The following is an 18,001-nucleotide window of genomic DNA, read 5'->3' on the forward strand; positions in this document are numbered from 1 at the left end:
GTTTGGGGAAGGGATAGAAGCTTTTCGGACTGCAATGCGGGCTTCTAGCTTTCCATGCGCACGACGATCTTGCCCTTGGCCCGCCCCGATTCGAGATAGGCGATCGCATCGCCGATTTCCGCGAATGGGAAGATGCGGTCGATCACCGGTTCAAGCTTCCCGTCGACGATCAGTTGCGCCAGTTCGGCCAGTTCGCTGCCGCTAGGGTGCATGAACAAATAGCGATAGGTCACGCCATGTTTGCGCGCCTTGGCGCGCAACCCAAAGCTCGCAAACCAGAAGAGGGCGGCCAGGCCCGCGCCGCGTCCGAGATCCTTTCGTGCGGTCAGCGGTTCGGGCATCCCGGCGACCGATACGACCATGCCGCCGGGTTTGACGACGCCGAAGCATTTTTCGAGCGTGTCGCCGCCGATCAGGTCGAAGGCGCCGTCCATGTCGCCTATTTCGTTTTCGAAATTCTGGGTTGTGTAGTCGATCACCCGGTCGGCGCCGAGCCGTTCGACGAGCGCGCGTCCGCGCGGCGACGCGGTCGTGGTGACTTCGGCGCCGAGCCATTTGGCGATCTGGATCGCAAAGGTACCGACACCACCGGCGCCACCGGGGATGAAGACGCGGCTACCGGGCTTCAGTCGCAGTTCGTCGCGGAGCGCTTGAAGCGCGGTGAGTCCGGCGAGCGGGACACCCGCGGCGGTTTCGAAGTCGATCGACGCCGGCAGGAGGGCGAGGTGGCTTGCAGGAATGGCAGCATATTCGGCGAAAGCGCCCATGCGTCCTTTCGGCACGCGCGCGAATACGCGGTCACCGGGTTTGAATGCGGCTGCGCCGTGGCCGCAATGTTCAACCGTGCCGGCGAGTTCGTTGCCCATAACGACCGGAAGGTCGTAGCCTTGCACGACCTTCAACATGCCGTCGCGCGTTTTGAAATCGACGGGATTGAGGCCGGCAGCGTGGACGCGGACCAGCACATCGCCGGCGCCGGGGACAGGGCGTGCAACCTCTTGCAGGCCGGTCGTTTCCGGACCGCCGTAGCGATTGAGTACAAAGCCCTGCATTCGCATCACTCCGCCGTCAGTTTCGCGAGACGCCCCTCCCGTGAAGAGGAGGGGATCGATTTTCTTACTGCCCATACCCCGGCGTTCCCGCCAGTCGCACCGCCTCGCGCGCCGCGGCGAACAGCGCGCCGGCCTTCGCTTCGCATTCGCGCTGTTCATAGGCGGCCTCGCTGTCGGCGACGATGCCGGCGCCGGCCTGGACGTGCATTTCGCCGTCCTTGACGATCGCGGTGCGCAGCACGATGCAGCTATCCATATTGCCGTCGGGAGCGAAATAGCCGACGCCGCCGGCATAGGGCCCGCGCGCATCGGCTTCGAGTTCGGCGATGATCTGGCAGGCGCGGACCTTGGGGGCGCCGCTGACGGTGCCCGCCGGGAAGCCCGCGAACAGCGCGTCGATCGCGTCCTTGCCCTCCGCGATGCGGCCGATGACGTTCGACACGATGTGCATGACGTGGCTGTAGAATTCGACGGTATAGCTGTCGGTGACGACAACGCTGCCGCCGGTCGCGGCGCGGCCGACGTCGTTGCGGCCGAGGTCGAGCAGCATCAGATGCTCGGCGCGTTCCTTGGGATCGGCGAGCAGCGATTCGCGGTTTTCGAGATCCTCGGCGCTGGTCTTGCCGCGCGGGCGGGTGCCGGCGATCGGACGGATGGTGATTTCGCCGTCGCGCACCCGGACCAGAATCTCCGGCGACGAACCGATCAGCGCGAAACCGGGCAGGTCGAGGAAATAGAGGAACGGCGAAGGATTGATCCGCCGCAGCGCGCGGTAAAGATCGAAGGGCGGCAGATCGAACGGCGTCGAAAAGCGCTGCGACAGCACAACCTGAAAGATATCGCCCGCCGCGATATAGTCCTTCGCGGTGGCGACCATGGCGGCATAGTCCCCGGGCGTCGTCGCGGGTATCGGAACGATGTCGCCCGGCACCGCATCCGTGGCCGCGCGGTCGGCGTGCGCGCTGGCGCTGGCCAGCCGCGCCGCGATATCGTCGAGCCGTTCCTGCGCGGCATCGATCATCCGGTCGATCGGCGCGGCCGCATCGGGCCAGATCGGCGCGATCAGGAAAAGTTCGTCGGCCAGCCGGTCGAAGACGAGGATCGTCGTCGGGCGCACGAAGACCATATCGGGCAGGCCGAGCCCGCTTCCCGGCGCACGCGGGATGCGCTCGACAAGGCCGATGGTTTCATAGGCGAAGAAACCGACGAGCGTGGTCAGCGCCTTCGGCAGGCCTTCGGGCACGTCGAAGCGGCATTCGGCCACGAGATCGCGCAGCGCCTGCAGCGCGCCGCCGGCGATCGGTGCGAACGCCTCTTTGTCGCGCCGCCAGTTGCGGTTGATCCGCGCCGTGTCGCCGCGCGCTTCGAGCAGCAGGTCGGGATCGAGGCCGATCATGCTGTAGCGGCCGCGCGTCTCGCCGCCCTCGACCGATTCGAGCACCCAGTCGCCGCGCCCCGGCTCGATGAGCTTGAGCGCCGCCGATACCGGCGTTTCGATATCGGCGATCAGCCGCTGCCACACGACCGCGCCGCGGCCCTGCGCCAGCGCCTCGAGCGCGGCGGCTCTGCCCTCCAGCACCCGCGCCGCCTTATTCGGCGACCGGCGCCGTGCCGGTGAGTTCGCGGCGGAGCTGGTCGACCAGTTGCTTGTTGATCGTCACCCCGGCGCGGCGCTTGGCCTCGGCGACGAGCTGTTCGACGAGTTCGTTGCCGAACGCGGCGCCGAGCGGGCGCGCGATATAGGCGGCGGCGCGCGGATCGACCGACTTGATGTCGGGGCGGTTCACTTCGTTGAGCGCAATCACCATCCAGCCGCGGTTGCCCGGGATTTCGAGCGTCTTCACCGTGCCCTTGGCCATCGAGAACAGCAGCGCGAGTTCGGGCGGCGCGCCCTTGCCGTCGCGGTCGAGGTCGCCGCGGCGGCCGCCGATCGTCTGGACATTGCCGATGTTCGGCCCGGCGGCACTCACCGCCTCGGCGAGCGACTTGCCGCCTTCGACCGCCTTGACGATGCCGCGGGCCTTGTCGCGCGCCACCTTCTGCCCCTCGGCAAAGCGCCAGTCGGCGAGCAGGTCGCCGCGGATCTGCGCGAAGGGCGGTGGCGCCGCGGCGGTGATCGATTTCACCGCAAAGACGGCGAATTTTTCGTTTTCGACCAGCGTCGCGATCTCGCCTTCGCCTTCGCCACTGCCGAGGAAGGCCTGGGCGATCATCGGCGCCATTTCGGGCGGCAGGGTGAAGGCGGGCTGCGCCGGGGCGCGGCCGCTCGGCAGCAGCGCCGGGGTCTCGACGAGCTGGAGCTTGCGGTCGGCGGCGACTTCCTCGATCGACGCGCCGCCGTTCACGGCGTCCTGGATCGCGTTGTAATAATCGACGATCGCCTCGTTCGCCTTGTTCTTTTCGAGTTCGGTGCGGATTTCGGGGGTCGCGTCGGCGAGGCTGCGCGCCGGATTGGCGGTGACGCTCTCGACCCGCGCGATCGCCCAGCCAAGGCCGGTTTGCGTCGGACCGAGCAGGTCGCCGCGCTTCGCGGCAAAGGCGGCTTTCGCCGCTGCCGCGGTCGTCGTCGCCGCATAGGCGGTCTGGGTCAGCTCGCCCGTCGTCGAGGCCGAAAGGCCGGCCGCCTGCGCCGCGGCGGCGAGCGGGGTGCCGCCGCGAACCTTGGCCGCGATGGCGTTGGCAGCGGCCTGGTCGGGGACGATCACCTGCGCGAAACGCCGCGTTTCGGTCGCCGCGAAATTGGCGGCGTTGTCCTTATATATCTTGGCGATTTCGGCCTCGGTCACCGCGGGGACCGGCACCGCGCTGCGATCGAACAGCGCATATTGGATGACGCGCCGCTCGGGGACGGTGAAGCGCGCCTTATGCTGCGCAAGATATTTCTGCAGCACGGCGTCGCCCGGATCGGCGGTCGGCGCAAAGGGGCTGGCGGGGATGAAGGTCGCCTGTCCGTGCCGCTGTTCGAGCGGCAGCACCGCATAGGGTTTGGCCATGGACGGGGCGACGGCCGGGATCCCCCCGATCGGTTTTGCAAGCTGCTGGCTGAGCAGCAGCGTTTCGATTTCGCCGCGAATCTGGTTCTCGTTGAGCCCGCTTTCGGCAAGATAGGCTTCGTAGCGCTTCTGGTCGAAGCTGCCCGACACGCCGGAGAATGCATCGGCGATCTGTGCGTCGATCAGCCGCTTGCTGACCCCGAAACCGAGGTCGCGCGCAAGCTGGCGGACCGCAGCGTCGTTGATCAGCTGCTTCAATATGCCGTCGAGCGCACCCGATTCGACGAAGGCTTCGCGCGTCAGTCCCGGCTGGTCCTGCCGCGCCCGGTTATATGCTTGCTGGACGCGCGCGCGCAGTTCGCCGACGCCGATTTCGGTGTCGCCGACCTTGGCGACATTGGCGCCGCCCAGCCCGCCGAAGGTCGAGTTGCCCGTCACATCGCCGAGCGCGAAGGCGACGCCGACGAGGACGACGAAGCCGAGCGCGATGGCTTTACCGACGGTGGATCCGAAGAGGCGGCGAATGGCGGTGATCATGAAGCGGGCATTCTTTCGGCGGGGCGCACGGGGCGCGGTTGCGCGTTGCTTTAGGCGGGAGGCGGCGCGGCATCAAGGCGGGAAAGGGGGTTTTCGCAGGCGCCGACCCCGCTTGCCACTTCCCCATGATGACCGCTAGGGCGCGGTCAACATTTGATTCAAGCAAGGAGCGGCACGATGGCGCGGCGCAAATATGTGGTCGGCAACTGGAAGATGAACGGGCTGGCGGCCGCGATCGGCGAGGCGCAAGCGATTTTCGCTGCGGCGAAGGCGCATGACGGCGTCGATGTCGCCCTCTGTCCGCCGTTCACGCTGGTCGGCGCCATGGTCGCAGCGGCGCAGGGCGCAGCAGTCGGCGGGCAGGATTGTCACAGCGCCGCGTCGGGCGCTTTCACCGGATCGGTCGCGGCGCCGATGTTGGTCGATGCGGGCGCCAGCCTGACCATCGTCGGCCACAGCGAACGGCGCGACGGGTTCGGCGAAAGCGACGAGGATGTGCGTGCGAAGGCCGAAGCTGCGCTGGCTGCGGGGCTGGCTGTCATCCTTTGCGTCGGCGAACCGCGCGAGGTCCGCGAATCGGGCGGCGCGATCGACCATGTGCTGGCGCAGGTCGCGGGTTCGGTTCCCGATGATGTTGACGCCGACCGGCTCGCCATCGCCTATGAGCCGATCTGGGCGATCGGTACCGGGCTTGTCCCGACCGTCGGCGATGTCGAGGCGATGCACGGCGCGATCCGCGGCGCACTTGCGGCGCGTTTCGGCGATACCGCGCAGGAAATGCGCCTGCTCTACGGCGGTTCGGTCAATGGCGAGAATGCCGCCGAACTGCTCGGCGCGGCCGATGTCGACGGGGCGCTGGTCGGCGGCGCGAGTCTGACCGCGGGCAAATTCGTGCCGATTATCGAGGCCGCCGCGGCGCTTGGCTGAGCCTTGTGGGTTGAAGCGGCGCGCCTTCGTCTCTATGTGCGCCGCGGGCGTGGACCAAGTGAGGCCGCGCGAGTTCGGGAAAATATGATGTCCAACCTGTTCACCTTCCTGCTCGTCGTCCAGGCGCTCGTCGCCGCCACGATGATCGGCGTCATTCTGATGCAGAAGTCGGAAGGTGGCGGCCTCGGCGTCGGCGGCAGCCCCGCAGGCCTGCTTTCGGCCCGCGGCGCGGCGGATTTCCTGACCCGCGCGACGACGATCCTCGCAACGCTGTTCGTCGGCCTGTCGATCGTGCTGGCGGCAATGGCTTCGGTCGGCCGTGGCGGATCGACGATCGACACGTCGCTGTCGAAAGCGGCGCAGCAGCAGTCGGCACCGTCGTCGTCGCTGACCGGCCCGGCGCAGCAGCCCGCACAGGGCGCTGCAGCCCCGGCGCAGGCGCCGGTGAGCGACGATCCGCTGGCAGCGGCTGCCGCAGCAGCCGCGGCAAAGGACGCCCCGGCGCAGCCGCAGGCGCCCGCGAAGAAGTAAAGCCGATCCAGTGGGGGCTCAGGCCTCCACCCCCAATCCCGCGCGGCGGAATTATTTCCGCCGTTTGCGATTCGACGGCTTGCGCCGTCCCCCTCCTGTTGAGTAAGTCTTTCCTCCCATGGCGCGGTTCATTTTTATCACCGGCGGCGTGGTCTCCTCCCTTGGCAAAGGTTTGATGGCGGCTAGCCTTGCGGCTCTGTTGCAGGCGCGGGGTTACCGTGTCCGCATCCGGAAATTCGATCCCTATCTGAACGTCGATCCGGGCACGATGTCGCCCTATCAGCATGGCGAGGTCTATGTGACCGACGACGGGGCGGAGACCGACCTCGACCTTGGCCATTACGAACGCTTTACCGGCGTCGCGGCGCGGCAGAGCGACAATGTCACCTCGGGCCGCATCTATCAGCAGATCATCACCAAGGAACGCCGCGGCGACTATCTGGGTGCGACGGTGCAGGTCGTCCCGCATGTGACCGACGCGATCAAGGCGTTCGCGCGCACCGACATCGACGATCTCGATTTCGTGCTTTGCGAAATCGGTGGCACCGTCGGCGACATCGAATCGCTGCCGTTCATCGAAGCGATCCGCCAGCTCCGCAACGAAGAGGGGCGCGAAAACACGCTGTCGGTCCATGTCACGCTGGTGCCATACATCGCGGCGGCGGGTGAATTGAAGACCAAGCCGACGCAGCACAGCGTCCGCGAGCTCGCTTCGCTGGGCGTCCAGCCCGATATCCTGCTCTGCCGCTGCGAAAAGCCGCTGCCCGAGGGCGAGCGCGCGAAGATCGCGCAATTCTGCAACGTGCGGAAGGAAGCGGTGATCCCGGCGCTGGACGCCGACAGCATCTATGCGGTGCCGGTGCAATATCATGGCGAGGGGCTCGACAGCGAGGTCCTGCGCGCGTTCGGTATCCACGACGCGCCCGACCCCGACCTGTCGCGCTGGTACGACATCATGGACCGCAAGCAACATCCCGAAGGCGAGGTCACGATCGGCGTCGTCGGCAAATATGTCTCGCTGCCCGATGCGTATAAGTCGCTCAACGAAGCGCTGGTGCATGGCGGCATGGCGCACCGGGTCAAGGTCAACATCCGCTGGCTCGACGCCGAAATGTTCGAGCAGGACGAGGATCTGGCGGCGAATCTCGAGCCGCTGCATGGCATTCTTGTCCCCGGCGGCTTCGGCGAGCGCGGGTCGGAGGGCAAGATCGCCAGCGTCCGCTTCGCCCGCGAACGCAACGTCCCCTTCTTCGGCATCTGCCTCGGCATGCAGATGGCGTGCATCGAAGGCGCGCGGAACACGAGCGGGATCGACAAGGCGTCGAGCACCGAATTCGGTCCGACCGAGGAACCGATCGTCGGCCTGATCACCGAATGGATGAGCGCCGAAGGGCTGCAGAAGCGCGGCGCGAACACCGACCTTGGCGGCACGATGCGGCTCGGTGCCTATGAAGCGAAGCTGTCGCCGAACAGCCATGTCGCGAGCGTCTATGGCGCGAACGAGATCAGCGAGCGCCACCGCCACCGTTACGAGGTCAACGGCGCCTATCGCGACCGGCTGGAAGCCGGCGGGCTCGTCTTTTCGGGCATGTCGCCCGACGGCATGTTGCCGGAAATCGTTGAGCGGCCCGACCATCCGTGGTTTATCGGGGTGCAGTTCCATCCGGAACTCAAGTCGAAACCCTTCGACCCGCACCCCTTGTTCGCGGGATTCATCGAAGCAGCGGTCAAGCAGAGCCGTCTGGTCTAGGACCGGCGGCAGAAAAGGGTCAGGGCATGGATCACGCGAAACTCGCCGAATTGCAGGGCCCCGAGAGTATTTTTTCCGGCCTGTCGATTCAGGACTGGGCCGATATCGCGGGCCGTGCGGTCCAGATCAATTTCACCAAGGGCAAGGAACTGCTGGCCCAGGGCGACACGGGTGACAGCCTGCTGATCCTGACCGAAGGGGCCGCGCGCGTGTCGATGTTGACCGCGAACGGGCGCGAGATCGTGCTCGCCTATGCCGAACCCGGCGCGGTGCTCGGCGAGATCGCACTCCTCGACGGGGGCGAGCGCACCGCATCGGTGACTGCGACCAGCGCCGGCAGTGCGCTCCAGCTCGGCCGCAACGCAATGCGCGATTTCGCGACCAGCCATCCCGAATTCGCTTGGTCGCTGATGCAGCAGCTCGCGCGCCGCCTGCGCACCGCCGACCAGACGATCGAAAGCGACCGCGCTTATGCGTCGGGGCCGCGGCTTGCCCGCTATCTCAAGCGGCTGATTCGCAAGGATGCCGAGGCATCGCAGCGCGTCGAACTGAGCCAGACCGAACTCGGCAATTTTGCGGGGATGAGCCGCGAGCATATCAACCGCCAGCTCAAGAGTTGGGAAGAATCGGGCGTGATTTCGCTCGAACAGGGCCGGGTGCGCGTACTCGACGCTGATATGCTCGAGGATATCAGCGAAAGCGAGGGGTAAAGGCCGTCGGCTCCCGCATGATTGCGACGCCGGTCCGACCCGTTGTCTTCGTTCCCTAAGGAGCGTGGCGGTGAGTTTGTTTCGCCGGGTTTTGAATCTGGTCGACAAAGATGTCGCCGCCAACTCCAAGCCCATTTCGCTCGCGGGGATGATCATCCCCTTTTTGCCGTTCATGCTGTTTACCGATGGCCCGCCGATCAAAAATTATCCGGTTTTGAGCGGGCTGGCGCTGACGACAAGTGTCGGCTGGGGATTGTTCGTCTTATGGCGCCTTCTGCGCCACCTGAAAGGCGAACTCAGGCCGCATTATGAGGCGTACGGGGCGGCCCGGATCTGGTCGATCATGGTCGGCACCATAATATTCATCCTCCTTTTGGTCGCAGGCCAGATCGGGTTCGCGAACAAGATTGGTTGGCCGGAGGCGTATGGATTTGACTGCCACGGGCGCGGCTGCCTCCTGCAGGATCTCTATCATAGCCCGTCGCTGCTGAGCGGCGGCAGCTTTTACGAATTGGCTCTGTTCGCGTTTCTGTGGGCGGTTCCGGTCATCATTGTCGCCGCCATCGCCTATGCCTTGTTCAAAAAGCATCGCGCGAAAAAGTCGCAATGGAAAGACTGACGAGGGGCTGCGTTGCGTGCTGAAGCCGTCGATTCGGGCCCTGGTCCAGGAATCACAACGCCCGGGCCTCTTTAGAGACCCGGGCGCCTGTGACGAACATCGCCATCCCCCTTTGCGCAGGCCAGGCGAATGGCCTGCACTCCCTGGAGCCGGGCCTTTGGGCCGCGTTGAACCAGAAGTCATCGGGCTAGGGCGATCGGGCGGGCTTGTCACCCTTTGCGAACGATCCCAGACGGTTTTTGCCTCGCCCTGTGGCCGATGGGCAACATATTTTGCGAATCGCTCGCAACTTTGTCGCGACTCCGGCGGCCATTGCCAGCGCTTCCGGCGCTCCCTAAAGCGGGCGGCATGACCGCAATGCGCCCTGCGCCGAAAAGGCCGTCCGCCTTATGATCCTGCGTCCGTACGAACGCACCATCTTCAAGCGTTACCTGCTTCCGCAACGCGGCGAAGGCTTCATCTTCGTCGCCGCGGCATTCAGCTTCACCGCCGTGATGCTGGGGGTTGCGGCGCTGGTGATCGTGATGAGCGTGATGAACGGCGTCCGCGCCGACCTGTTCGACAAGATCGTCGGGCTCAACGGCCATGCCGTGGTGCAGGGCTTCGGCGGCCGGCTCGACGATTGGCAGGGCGTGCTCAAGGAAGCGAAGGCGACGCCCGGCGTCGTGTCGGCGACGCCGCTGATCGAACAGCCCTTGCTCGCGACCTTCAGCGGGCGGGTCGAGGGCGTGCTGGTGCGCGGCATGACGGTTCCCGACATCCGCAAGAACGAGACGTTGGGCGGCAAAGTATTGCAGGGCAGCCTCAATTCGCTGACCCCCAATTCGGGCAATATCGCGATCGGCAGCGAACTGGCGCGCAACCTTGGCGCGACGGTCGGTTCGAACCTGACGATCATCAACCCCGCCGGCCGCTCGACGCCCTTCGGCACGGTGCCGCGCGAGATCAGTTATCGCGTGTCGGCGGTGTTCGAGATCGGCGTCTATGATTTCGACAAGGCCTATGTCGTCATGCCGATGGAGGATGCGCAGATCCTGCTGCTGACCGGCGACCAGATTGGGATGATCGAGGTCAAGGTGACCGACCCCGACAAAGTCGGCACGATCCTGCAGCCGCTGGCCGAAAAGGTCGCCGCGCAGGCGATCATTTCCGACTGGCGGTCGATGAATGCGAGCCTGTTCGAGGCGCTGTCGGTCGAGCGCGTCGCGATGTTCGTGATCCTGTCGCTGATCATCCTCGTTGCGTCGTTCAACATCATTTCCTCGCTGATCATGCTGGTGCGGGCGAAGACGCGCGACATGGCGATCCTGCGCACCATGGGGGCGCCGCGCGACGCGGTGATGCGGATATTTATGGCCATCGGGCTTGCGATCGGCGTTTCGGGCACGCTCGTCGGCATGGCGCTGGGGTTCGCCACGCTGTTTTTCCGGCAGGGCGTGCTGCGCGGGGTCGAGTTCCTGACCGGGCAGCAGCTCTGGGATCCGTCGATCCGCTTCCTGACCGAACTGCCGTCGAAGCCCGACCCGTTCGAAATCACCCTGATCGCGGTGATGACGATCCTCTTCAGCTTCCTCGCGACGCTCTATCCTGCGTACAAGGCGGCGAATACAGATCCCGTACAGGTGCTGCGCTATGAGTGACGTCGTTCTCGAACTCGCGGCATTGAAGCGCAGCTTCACCCAGGGCGATGTCACCATCGAAGTGTTGCGCGGCGTCGATGCGCATCTGAAGCGCGGCGAGATCGTCGCATTGCTCGGCCCGTCGGGGTCGGGCAAGTCGACGATGCTGCAAGCCGTGGGGCTGCTCGAGGGCGGTTTCGACGGCACGATCCGCATCGACGGTGAGGATGTCACGCGGCTGGGGCAGGGCGAGCGCACGAAGACGCGGCGCGAGAAGATCGGCTTCGTCTATCAGTTCCACCACCTGCTCCCCGATTTCAACGCGATCGAGAATGTCGTGCTGCCGCAACTGATTCGCGGTGCGAAGCAGGCCGAGGCGGAAGAACGCGCCGCCGACCTGCTTGGCCGGCTGGGGCTAGGCGAACGGCTGCATCACAAACCGAGCAAGCTGTCGGGCGGCGAGCAGCAGCGCGTCGCGGTGGCGCGCGCGCTCGCCAACCGGCCGCTGCTGGTCCTCGCCGACGAACCGACGGGCAATCTCGACGAGGCAACGGCCGACCGGGTGTTCGACCAGTTCGTCAAGCTGGTGCGCGATCATGGTTCGGCGGCGCTCGTCGCAACGCACAACGAACGGCTGGCGGCGAAGATGGACCGTGTGCTGCGCTTGCACGAAGGGCGGATAGAGGATTAGTCTGCCTCCGCCTCGGGGGTAGGGGAACGCGGATGCGAAGCGGAATAGTGTTTGGCCTGCTCGGCCTGCTGCCGGCGGCGGCGATTGCCCAGTCGACCCCGCCGGTAGCGGCGCCCGCGCCGCTGCCTTGCGCGACGCCCGATCATCGCGCTTTCGATTTCTGGGTCGGCGAATGGGATGTCTTCCCCAATGGTACGAGCACCCCGATTGCGACCAGCAGCATCGAGTCGATGTTCATGGGCTGCGCGATCCGCGAGACATGGAAGCCGCTGAAAGGCGGCGGCGGCGGATCGCTCAGCCATTACGACAATGAACGCCATTACTGGCGCCAGGCATGGGTCGACGCCAGCGGCGCGCGGGTCGACTTCGACGGCGGACCGGCGGATGGCAAGATGGTTCTGACCGGCCATTGGGCGAATGTCGTCGCCAAGGGGCAGGACGGGCTGATCCGCATGACCTATACGCCCAATCCCGACGGGTCGGTCCGCCAATATGGCGAGCAGTCCACCGATCACGGGCTGAGCTGGACCACGAGTTTCGATCTGATCTATAAACCGCGCAGGGCGGAGGAGAAAAAACAATGAACCTCTACGATCTCAAGGCGCCGCTTCCGGGCGGCGGCGCGCAGTCGATGGCCGATTACAAGGGCAAGGTGCTGCTGATCGTCAACACCGCATCGAAATGCGGCTTCACGCCGCAATATGAGGGGCTGGAAGAATTGTACCGCGACTATAAGGACCGCGGGTTCGAGATCCTGGCCTTTCCGTGCAACCAGTTCGGTGCGCAGGAGCCCGGCGACGCGGCCGAGATCGCGAATTTCTGTTCGCTGACCTATGACGTGACCTTTCCGGTGATGGCGAAGATCGATGTCAATGGCGACGATGCCGATCCGATTTTCAAGCATCTGAAGAAGGAAAAGACCGGCCTGCTCGGCAGCGGCATCAAATGGAATTTCACCAAATTCCTCGTCGATCGCGACGGCAAGACCGTCTCGCGCCACGCGCCGACGACGAAGCCCGAGCAGCTTCGCAAGGAAATCGAGGACCTGCTCGGCTGATCTCTAGCGTGCGTCGAAATCGCTCGCGGGGGGCCGCGCCACGGCGCTGCGTCGCACCTCGACCCATATCGGCTTGCGCCCCAGCCGGGCGTTGAACAAGCTGTTGAAGGTGCGGGGGTCGGGGCGCGCCGAATCGAGCGCTTCGCCGTAGAGGCGCCGGACCGCTTCGCGATCGTAACCCATGGCGCCGAGCAGGGTCGGAAAGATCCGGTAATGGCTCGACGCGTCGAAGTTGGCCTTTGCGGCGGCGGCCCAGCTATCGTCATCGCCGATGACGACGAGCGGCACGGCGCCCTCTTCGGCTTCCGGAAACGGGCTGCAATGCGTCGTCGTTCCGGGATCGCCGCGTTCGTGGAGGTTCTGGCCATGGTCTGCGGTGTAGACGATCAGCGCGCCGTCGAGGCGGGCGCCCGCGAACAGCCGGTCGAAGAAGGCACCGACCGTCCAGGCGACGGTGTTGCGGTAGCTGTTGCGATAGAGACGCCACGCCTCGGCGCCGCTGAACAGATTTTCGGGCAGCCGCATTTCGGTGACGTTGGTGCTTTCGCCGCGTGGCAAGGCCGGGCCGAAGGCTGCAGCGGTCTCGGGATATTTGTCCGCTACCGGAAAATGGGCGCCCATCTTGTTAACGAGGATGAAGTCGCGGCGGCCGTTGCCCAGCAGCGCGATCAGCGCGTCGGCGGCCGCCATGTCGCGATCGACGACCGGCGTGTCGTCGAACTGGACGAAATGGTCGATGTCGCGCCGCTCGGCGTCGTCCATCCCGTTCTGATAGGCGCCGCCGGTGCGCTGCGCATCGATATAGGTCGTCGCGAAGCCCGCGCGTCTTGCATAGGCGAAGATCGAAGGCAGCGCGGCATTCTGCCGCTGATATCCGTCACGGGTGCCGCCGTAGCGAAGGGTGAGGTTGCTGCCGTAGCTGCAATTGGTGATCGACGCGGCGATTCCGAAATTGCCGACGGTGACGCTGCCGGGCGGCGATTTCAGGCCCGAACGTACACCGGCGGGGTCGTTGATGTCGAGATAGCGCGCCGCGATGCTTTCATCGACGATCAGCACGACGTCACCCCGCGCGGCTGACGGTTTCGGCACAAGGCGCACCGGCTGGCGGGGTGGGACCGGTTCGGTCACCATCTCGATCGCATAGAGCGCCGCATAGGAGGTTCCGACCCACGCGCCGGGCAGGCCGCGTGCGCCTTCGCCGCCGCGGAAAAATAGCAGGGTGGTGAGCAGGATGAGGCCCGCGATTGGCGCCAACATTGCCAGCGCTTGCGGCATCCGTCGCGCGGGGGCGGGCTTCAGCCCGACGGCGAGAAAGAGCAGCAGAGCGCCGGTCGCGGCCCAGACGATCGAGGCGCCGTGCTGCGCCGCTGCGTCGCCCGCGAATCCCGCCGAATGAAGCATCGAAACAAACGCGTCATAGCTCATCGCCTCGGCGGTGGCCGACTGGAAGCCGTCGACGAGCAGCGCCGCGAGCGCGAACAGCGTCGCCCATGCCCAGCGCAGCGGCGATGAACGGATAAAGGCCGAGCACCACAGGCAGGCGGCGAGAACGCCATAAAGCGCAGCGTAGATGAGGAGCCCCGGCGACAGGCCGAGCATCGCGACGCGCGCAGCGATATCGGGGGCGCCGAAGGCGAGCGCGAGCAGGAGGAGGATTGTCTTGGCTGCCAGTCTTGTTCTCGCCCCACTCATCGCCTTCGTTGAATCCTATGCTTTGGCAAAAAGTGCGCCCGCCCGTGTCATCAATACCCCGTTTGTCCTGAGGAGGGGCTGAGCTTTGGCGAAGACCCGTCTCGAAGGACGGAGGCGCTAGCGTCCTTCGAGACGCCATTTCGACAAGCTCAATGGCTCCTCAGGACAAACGGGTGAATGGCATAGCACCCAGATATTGATAATCCCTCTGCACGCCTAACGGGCAATCGCCCCTTTCGCGAATCGCCGCGGGCGCATAGCGTCGTCCGATGGCCTTCAGCCCCTTTGTTCCGCTCCGCGTCTTTTCCAGTTTCACCATGCTGGAGGGGGCGATCGACCCCAAGGCGATCGCCAAGGCGGCACGCGACCGTGGCTTTCCGGCGATCGCCATCTGCGACCGCAACGGGCTCTATGGCTCGATGGCGTTCGGCGAGGCGTGCAAGGCGGCGGGGGTGCAGCCGATCGTCGGCGCGATGCTGAGCGTCGCGCGGCCGGGACAGCGGCTGGCGAACGGCGCGCCGCTGATCGACTGGCTCGCGCTCTATGCGCAGGACGAAACGGGGTACGGCAATCTCTGCGCGCTCGTCTCGTCGGCGCATCTCGACCGGCCGATCGAGCAGGATCCGCACGTCACCCTGTCGGCGCTGGCGGGCAAGACCGACGGGCTCATCTGCCTGACCGGCGGCGGCGAAGGCGCGCTGGCGCGGCTGCTCGCGGGCGAACAGGCGACCGCGGCGGATGATTATGTCGAACAGCTCGAGGCGCTATTCGGCGGGCGGCTCTATATCGAATTGTCGCGGCGCGGCGACGACACCGAAAAGGCGGCGGAGCAGGCACTGGTCGACATGGCCTATGCACGCGCGCTGCCGATCGTCGCGACCAATCCCGCCAGCTTCGTCGAACCGCAATTCCACCCCGCCCACGATGCGATGCTGTGCATCGCGCAGTCGGCCTATGTCGAGAGCGAGGACCGGCGGACGAGCAGTCCCGAGGCCTGGCTGAAGCCCGCCGAGGCAATGGAGGATGCATTCTCGGACCTGCCCGAGGCGATGCACAACACGCTCGTCGTCGCGCAGCGCTGCGCCTATATGGCGCCCAAGCGCGCGCCGATCCTGCCGAGCCTTGCGGGCGACCGCGAGGGCGAAGCGGCGCAGCTCGCCGCCGATGCGCGCGTCGGGCTGGACGCACGGCTGGCGCTGCATCCCGAACTGACCGAAGAGGAGCGCAATGCCTATGTCGCGCGGCTCGATTTCGAGGTCGGCGTTATCGTCCAGATGGGGTTTCCCGGTTACTTCCTGATCGTCGCCGACTTCATCAAATGGGCGAAGGCGCACGATATTCCGGTGGGGCCGGGGCGTGGTTCCGGGGCGGGCAGCGTCGTTGCCTGGGCGCTGACGATCACCGATCTCGATCCGCTCAAACTCGGCCTGTTGTTCGAGCGCTTCCTCAATCCCGAGCGCGTGTCGATGCCCGACTTCGACATCGACTTCTGCGAAACGCGGCGCGGCGAGGTGATCCGCTATGTGCAGGAGAAATACGGCCGCGATACCGTCGCGCAGATCATCACCTTCGGTAAGCTGAAGGCGCGCGCGGTGCTCAAGGACACCGGCCGCGTCCTCCAGATGAGCTATGGGCAGGTCGACCGGCTGGCGAAGCTGGTACCCAACCATCCGACCGACCCGTGGACGCTCGACCGCGCGCTGAACGGCGTTGCCGAGCTGATGACCGAGTATAAGCAGGACGACGGGGTCCGGCGGCTGTTCGACATGGCCAAGCAGCTAGAAGGCCTGCCGCGGCACAGCTCGACACACGCCGCCGGGGTGGTGATCGGCGACCGGCCGCTCGACCAGCTGGTGCCGCTCTATCGCGATCCGCGATCGGACATGCCGGTGACGCAGTTCGACATGAAATATGTCGAGAGCGCCGGGCTGGTGAAATTCGACTTTCTCGGGCTCAAGACGCTGTCGGTGCTGAAAGAGGCGCGGCGGCTGCTCGCGCTGCGCGGGATCGACGTCGACCTCGACGCACTCGCGTGGGACGACACGGCGGTCTACGAACTGCTCCAGCGCGGCGAGACGGTCGGGGTGTTCCAGTTGGAATCCGAAGGGATGCGGCGCACGCTGTCGGCGGTGAAGCCGACCAATTTCGGTGACATCATCGCGCTCGTCGCGCTCTATCGTCCCGGTCCGATGGACAATATCCCGCTGTTCGGTGCGCGCAAGAACGGGCGGGAGAAGATCGCCTATCCGCACCCGCTGCTCGAAGGCATCCTCGCCGAAACCTATGGCATCTTCGTCTATCAGGAACAGGTGATGCAGGCGGCGCAGATCCTTGCCGGCTACAGCCTCGGCGGTGCCGACCTGCTGCGCCGGGCGATGGGCAAGAAGGTCCAGGCCGAGATGGACGCGCAGCGCGAGACCTTTGTCACTGGCTGCGGCGAGCATAACCAGATCGCCCCAAAGGCGGCGAACGAGCTGTTCGACCTGATCGACAAGTTCGCGGGCTATGGCTTCAACAAGAGCCATGCCGCCGCCTATGCGCTGTTGTCGTACCAGACGGCGTGGCTGAAGGCGCATTATCCGCACGAATTCTTTGCGGCGTCGATGTCGTTCGACAGCCATCAGACCGACAAATTGTCGATCTTCATCGACGATATGCGCCGGCTGGGAGTCGAGGTGGCGCCGCCGTCGATCAACGACAGCGAGGCCGATTTTTCGGTCGGGCGCAGCGATGAGGGACTGGCGGTGCGCTACGCGCTCGGCGCGCTCAAAGGGGTCGGCGAAAAGGCGATGGAAGCGCTCGTTGCCGAGCGCCATGCGAAAGGCGATTTCGCGAGCCTCGACGATTTTGCCGCGCGCATCGACCCTAAACAGCTCAACCGGCGTCAGATTGAGGCGCTCGCTGGCGGCGGCGCGTTCGACCCGGTCGAGCCCGACCGGCCGCGCGCCTATGCCGGCGCAGAAGCGTTGCTCGCCTGCGCGAACAATTCGGCGCACGAGCGTTCGACGGGGCAGGGGGGGCTGTTCGGCGGCGATGTCGCGATCATGCCGGTCCTCCAGCTTTCGGCGGCCGAGCCGTGGACGCTGGCCGAGCGGATGACGCGCGAGAAGGAAGCCTTCGGCTTTTACTTCTCGGCGCATCCCGTCGAGCAATATGAAGCGATCATCGCGGCGCGCGGCGCGCGGAGTTATGGCGACATTTGCGAAAATGTCGAAATGACGCCGGGAACGCGCATCCCGATGGTGATGGCAGCGATGGTCGAAAGCGCGCGTCCGCGCGTGTCGCAGCGCGGCAACCGTTTCCTCAATCTGACGCTGTCCGACCGCAGCGGCCAGTTCCAGTCGAGCTGTTTCGACGAGGGGGCGGGCAAGATACTCGAAGCGCTCGCGGCCGATGGCGGCTGTGCGATGCTGTCGGTCGAACTCGATCTGCTCGAAGGCGAGGAAACGCCGCGCGTAACGGTGCGGGGGGCGCAGTCGCTTGTGGACATCGCCGCGACGGCGGCGCTGCAATTGACGTGCCGGGTCGAGCTGGCCGAGGCGGTGGCGGAAATCGCAAAGCTGCTCGAATGCCGCGACGATGCGCGCGGCCGTGTGATCCTGTCGACCCGCGATCCGCTGACCGACGAGGATGTCCGCGTCGAACTGGGGCGACGTTTCGCGCTGGGTCCCGATGTCGTCGCGCGGCTCGATATGATCGGCGGCGTCACCGAAGCTGTGCTGTCGCTGGTCGCGCCGCGCGAGTTCCGGGTGCGCTAGGCGACGTCTTCGGGCGCTGGCCATACCCGGCGGGAATGACCGCGGTGACTATCCGGTGCTTG

General features: G+C 65.7%; 14 protein-coding genes. 10 read left to right on the forward strand and 4 right to left on the reverse strand.

The features are described 5' to 3' along the window. Positions 1 to 44: 44 nt before the first annotated feature. From V6U71_RS08605 to V6U71_RS08615, 3 genes are all read right to left on the reverse strand, one after another. Positions 45 to 1,052, reverse strand: a complete 1,008-nt coding sequence (locus tag V6U71_RS08605) for an NADP-dependent oxidoreductase (protein WP_411341849.1) — start codon at positions 1,050 to 1,052, stop codon at positions 45 to 47. A 64-nt stretch (positions 1,053 to 1,116) separates the two neighbouring features. Beyond that, the gene (locus V6U71_RS08610; RefSeq protein ID WP_411342328.1) at positions 1,117 to 2,628 is read right to left on the reverse strand and encodes an anthranilate synthase component I family protein; all 1,512 of its coding nucleotides are present in this window, start codon (positions 2,626 to 2,628) and stop codon (positions 1,117 to 1,119) included. Between the two features lie 13 nt (positions 2,629 to 2,641). After that, positions 2,642 to 4,582 carry a peptidylprolyl isomerase gene (locus V6U71_RS08615; RefSeq protein ID WP_411341850.1) on the reverse strand — a complete coding sequence of 647 codons (1,941 nt, stop codon included), beginning with the start codon at positions 4,580 to 4,582 and terminating at the stop codon, positions 2,642 to 2,644. Positions 4,583 to 4,759: 177 nt separating this feature from the next. Between V6U71_RS08615 and tpiA the strand changes: the two genes are divergently transcribed. The 9 genes from tpiA (at position 4,760) to V6U71_RS08660 (ending at position 12,486) form a co-directional block, all read left to right on the forward strand. After that, positions 4,760 to 5,509, forward strand: coding sequence for a triose-phosphate isomerase (gene tpiA, locus V6U71_RS08620; protein WP_411341851.1), 750 nt, complete (start codon positions 4,760 to 4,762; stop codon positions 5,507 to 5,509). 96 nt (positions 5,510 to 5,605) lie between these two features. Continuing rightward, complete coding sequence (secG, locus tag V6U71_RS08625) at positions 5,606 to 6,040, forward strand: preprotein translocase subunit SecG (RefSeq protein ID WP_411342329.1); 435 nt, start codon at positions 5,606 to 5,608, stop codon at positions 6,038 to 6,040. A gap of 118 nt (positions 6,041 to 6,158) precedes the next feature. Continuing rightward, entirely contained in the window at positions 6,159 to 7,790 is a 1,632-nt protein-coding gene (locus V6U71_RS08630; RefSeq protein ID WP_054726578.1) for a CTP synthase, read from the forward strand. Positions 7,791 to 7,816: 26 nt separating this feature from the next. Continuing rightward, positions 7,817 to 8,500: a Crp/Fnr family transcriptional regulator gene (locus tag V6U71_RS08635; RefSeq protein ID WP_411341852.1), complete on the forward strand. Its 684-nt coding sequence runs from the start codon at positions 7,817 to 7,819 to the stop codon at positions 8,498 to 8,500. A gap of 70 nt (positions 8,501 to 8,570) precedes the next feature. Beyond that, positions 8,571 to 9,119: a hypothetical protein gene (locus tag V6U71_RS08640; RefSeq protein ID WP_411341853.1), complete on the forward strand. Its 549-nt coding sequence runs from the start codon at positions 8,571 to 8,573 to the stop codon at positions 9,117 to 9,119. 389 nt (positions 9,120 to 9,508) lie between these two features. Next, on the forward strand, positions 9,509 to 10,759 hold the full coding sequence (locus V6U71_RS08645) for a lipoprotein-releasing ABC transporter permease subunit (protein WP_411341854.1): 1,251 nt from the start codon (positions 9,509 to 9,511) through the stop codon (positions 10,757 to 10,759). Further along, complete coding sequence (locus V6U71_RS08650; protein WP_411341855.1) at positions 10,752 to 11,429, forward strand: ABC transporter ATP-binding protein; 678 nt, start codon at positions 10,752 to 10,754, stop codon at positions 11,427 to 11,429. Before V6U71_RS08645 ends, V6U71_RS08650 begins: the two co-directional genes overlap by 8 nt. A 32-nt stretch (positions 11,430 to 11,461) precedes the next feature. Further along, a complete protein-coding gene (locus tag V6U71_RS08655; RefSeq protein WP_411341856.1) occupies positions 11,462 to 12,013 on the forward strand; it encodes a hypothetical protein in 552 nt (183 codons plus the stop codon). Further along, positions 12,010 to 12,486 carry a glutathione peroxidase gene (locus tag V6U71_RS08660; RefSeq protein WP_411341857.1) on the forward strand — a complete coding sequence of 159 codons (477 nt, stop codon included), beginning with the start codon at positions 12,010 to 12,012 and terminating at the stop codon, positions 12,484 to 12,486. The genes V6U71_RS08655 and V6U71_RS08660 overlap by 4 nt, the downstream gene beginning before the upstream one ends. Positions 12,487 to 12,489: 3 nt before the next feature. Here V6U71_RS08660 and V6U71_RS08665 read toward each other — a convergent pair whose 3' ends face one another. After that, complete coding sequence (locus V6U71_RS08665) at positions 12,490 to 14,181, reverse strand: sulfatase-like hydrolase/transferase (protein WP_411341858.1); 1,692 nt, start codon at positions 14,179 to 14,181, stop codon at positions 12,490 to 12,492. A gap of 269 nt (positions 14,182 to 14,450) precedes the next feature. On the opposite strand from V6U71_RS08665, the gene dnaE reads away from it, so the two are divergent. Further along, positions 14,451 to 17,939 (forward strand): DNA polymerase III subunit alpha, encoded by a 3,489-nt coding sequence (gene dnaE / locus V6U71_RS08670; RefSeq protein ID WP_411341859.1) that lies wholly within the window; start codon positions 14,451 to 14,453, stop codon positions 17,937 to 17,939. The last annotated feature ends 62 nt before the right edge of the window (positions 17,940 to 18,001 follow it).

It is taken from the genome of Sphingopyxis sp. J-6 (assembly GCF_046603995.1).
Classification (GTDB): Bacteria; Pseudomonadota; Alphaproteobacteria; order Sphingomonadales; family Sphingomonadaceae; genus Sphingopyxis.

What these genes read in the sequence shown, in the direction of transcription:
- V6U71_RS08605 (WP_411341849.1), bottom strand. Translation starts at nt 1,052, where the DNA reads ATGCAGGGCTTTGTACTCAATCGCTACGGCGGTCCGGAAACGACCGGC.
- V6U71_RS08615 (WP_411341850.1), bottom strand. Translation starts at nt 4,582, where the DNA reads ATGATCACCGCCATTCGCCGCCTCTTCGGATCCACCGTCGGTAAAGCC.
- tpiA (WP_411341851.1), top strand. Translation starts at nt 4,760, where the DNA reads ATGGCGCGGCGCAAATATGTGGTCGGCAACTGGAAGATGAACGGGCTG.
- V6U71_RS08630 (WP_054726578.1), top strand. Translation starts at nt 6,159, where the DNA reads ATGGCGCGGTTCATTTTTATCACCGGCGGCGTGGTCTCCTCCCTTGGC.
- V6U71_RS08635 (WP_411341852.1), top strand. Translation starts at nt 7,817, where the DNA reads ATGGATCACGCGAAACTCGCCGAATTGCAGGGCCCCGAGAGTATTTTT.
- V6U71_RS08645 (WP_411341854.1), top strand. Translation starts at nt 9,509, where the DNA reads ATGATCCTGCGTCCGTACGAACGCACCATCTTCAAGCGTTACCTGCTT.
- V6U71_RS08650 (WP_411341855.1), top strand. Translation starts at nt 10,752, where the DNA reads ATGAGTGACGTCGTTCTCGAACTCGCGGCATTGAAGCGCAGCTTCACC.
- V6U71_RS08655 (WP_411341856.1), top strand. Translation starts at nt 11,462, where the DNA reads ATGCGAAGCGGAATAGTGTTTGGCCTGCTCGGCCTGCTGCCGGCGGCG.
- V6U71_RS08660 (WP_411341857.1), top strand. Translation starts at nt 12,010, where the DNA reads ATGAACCTCTACGATCTCAAGGCGCCGCTTCCGGGCGGCGGCGCGCAG.
- V6U71_RS08665 (WP_411341858.1), bottom strand. Translation starts at nt 14,181, where the DNA reads ATGAGTGGGGCGAGAACAAGACTGGCAGCCAAGACAATCCTCCTCCTG.
- dnaE (WP_411341859.1), top strand. Translation starts at nt 14,451, where the DNA reads ATGGCCTTCAGCCCCTTTGTTCCGCTCCGCGTCTTTTCCAGTTTCACC.